A 1,820-nucleotide genomic window follows, 5' to 3' on the forward strand; every position below is an offset into this window, starting at 1 on the left:
GCCCTTATCTTGAAGGCTGTTCAAAACAGAAATGGATTGCGAACGCTTAGTCATTCAAGAATCCCACCCGTAAATCCGTAAGGATTCGGGCTTGCGACTTTAGTCGTGGGAGTCTCAATAACTCCCATATTTCAACAGAATTAAATAAAGGTGTTTCTGTCACTGGATCGGCCCATTCTTTATTATCTAATAAAAGCATGAGACGATCAAATTCATCCTCTGAGTCATTTAATGTTAATCGTCTTACTTTTTTTACGTTTACTTTTTCTAATGGAATAAAGTCAATGTTACTTAAAATGCACGGGATTTTACTTTTATCTGGGCAGGATAATGGTTTCGTTACTTGGAACTCCATTATCTCACCAGTTGGATTATCTAAATCAATTCCATTTTGTAAAACTACTTTTTTTCCTTCAAACCTTGAAAAATCAATAATAATGTCAATACGCTCTGCTGGTGAAACATCTAAACTTTGTACTTTAATCGGCCGTTTAAGAAGGCCTCCATCAGTTCCTATTAAAAAGAATGAGCTAAGGTCACTTAATTGGAACTTGTATGTGCTTGTATTTTATCAAGGGTGATGACGATCAATATTACAATTAACAACAAAATAAAGTTCATAAAAATAAACAGAATGAATAATTGACAAAAAATGAGAATAGTAGTAATCTAACGTAAAACATACGCTACCGTATTTTATTGGAGAGATGATATGCAATTAACGAGGGAAGACTGGATAAAAGTAGGATTACAACAATTAGCTAATGAAGGTATACATAAAGTTCGCATTGAAGCACTTGCTCGATTGCTAAAAATAAGCAAAGGAAGCTTCTATCACTATTTTCGTGACCATCAAGAGCTTTTAGATTCTATGCTCGACTTTTGGGAAGTACATGCAACAAAGCTGATTGTTCAAAGTATGGAGCAACAGGATGCCTCTTTAGAACAGCTAATACAGATTAGTTTTAATCGAGATAAAAAAATTGAGAATGGTATTTATGCTTGGGCTAAATACGATCCTGTTGTGGCAACACGTTTAGTAGATATAGAAGAACAAAGAATTTCTTGTGTTGCAAAATTGTATCAAAAAATGGGCATAGACGAAACTGAATCAATTGATCGGGCGAGACTTGCCTATTTAACGTATGTAGGGTGGATGACAAGGTTTGAAGCAAATCCTAATTTTGATATTGATAAAATGGTTGAGCTTTTAACTTCTTTCAGCGGGTGTCCAAACATCCACTGAAAGAAGTTAAAGCCTCCGGCGGATGTCACGGAATTATGCTGAGACATAATTGATTATTCGATAATAAATGTCCCTAATATGGTTATAAAACCTGAAGGGACAAAATTTTCACTATAACATACGGTAGTGTATGTTATCTTTGAAGTTACGAAATTGGGGGCGAATAAATGAAATTACTATTAATAGTAGTAGCTGTAGGGCTTCTGTGGTTTATCAGTTTTTTGCATATTTATTGGGCTTTTGGAGGTCGATGGGGTTCTGCCGCTGTACTCCCAGTAAAAGAGGGAGAACATAAGCCTGCTTTTACTCCGAGAATAGGGGGAACATTATTCGTAGCCATTCTTATTCTATTAGCTAGTGTCATTATTGTTGTTCAAGTAGGTTATTTGCGGGGGTTCCAAGCAAATAGTTTATCTAAAATTGGAAGTATTGTCTGTGCTTTAGTTTTCATTATTAGGGCAATTGGTGATTTTAAGTTCGTTGGATTTTTCAAGAAAATTAAACATTCTCAGTTTGCTAGATACGACACTTGGTTCTATAGTCCATTATGTTTATTCTTTGGCTTTGTCTATAT

The 1,820-nt window shown here is 35.1% G+C and carries 2 protein-coding genes and 1 pseudogene; 2 read left to right on the top strand and 1 reads right to left on the bottom strand.

Annotated elements, in window-relative coordinates; genetic code table 11:
* Nucleotides 1-109 precede the first annotated feature (109 nt).
* Nucleotides 110-568 (bottom strand): annotated as a pseudogene (locus AB3X48_RS21785) (multicopper oxidase family protein); the annotation flags it as partial.
* A 144-nt stretch (nt 569-712) separates the two neighbouring features.
* Here AB3X48_RS21785 and AB3X48_RS21790 point away from each other — a divergent pair.
* A complete protein-coding gene (locus AB3X48_RS21790; protein WP_016104937.1) occupies nt 713-1,246 on the top strand; it encodes a TetR/AcrR family transcriptional regulator in 534 nt (177 codons plus the stop codon).
* 167 nt (nt 1,247-1,413) lie between these two features.
* The coding region (locus AB3X48_RS21795) for a DUF3995 domain-containing protein (RefSeq protein ID WP_367959936.1) at nt 1,414-1,820 on the top strand (407 nt) is incomplete at its 3' end.

The organism is Bacillus sp. S4 (assembly GCF_040838205.1).
Lineage (GTDB): Bacteria > Bacillota > Bacilli > Bacillales > Bacillaceae_G > Bacillus_A > Bacillus_A cereus_U.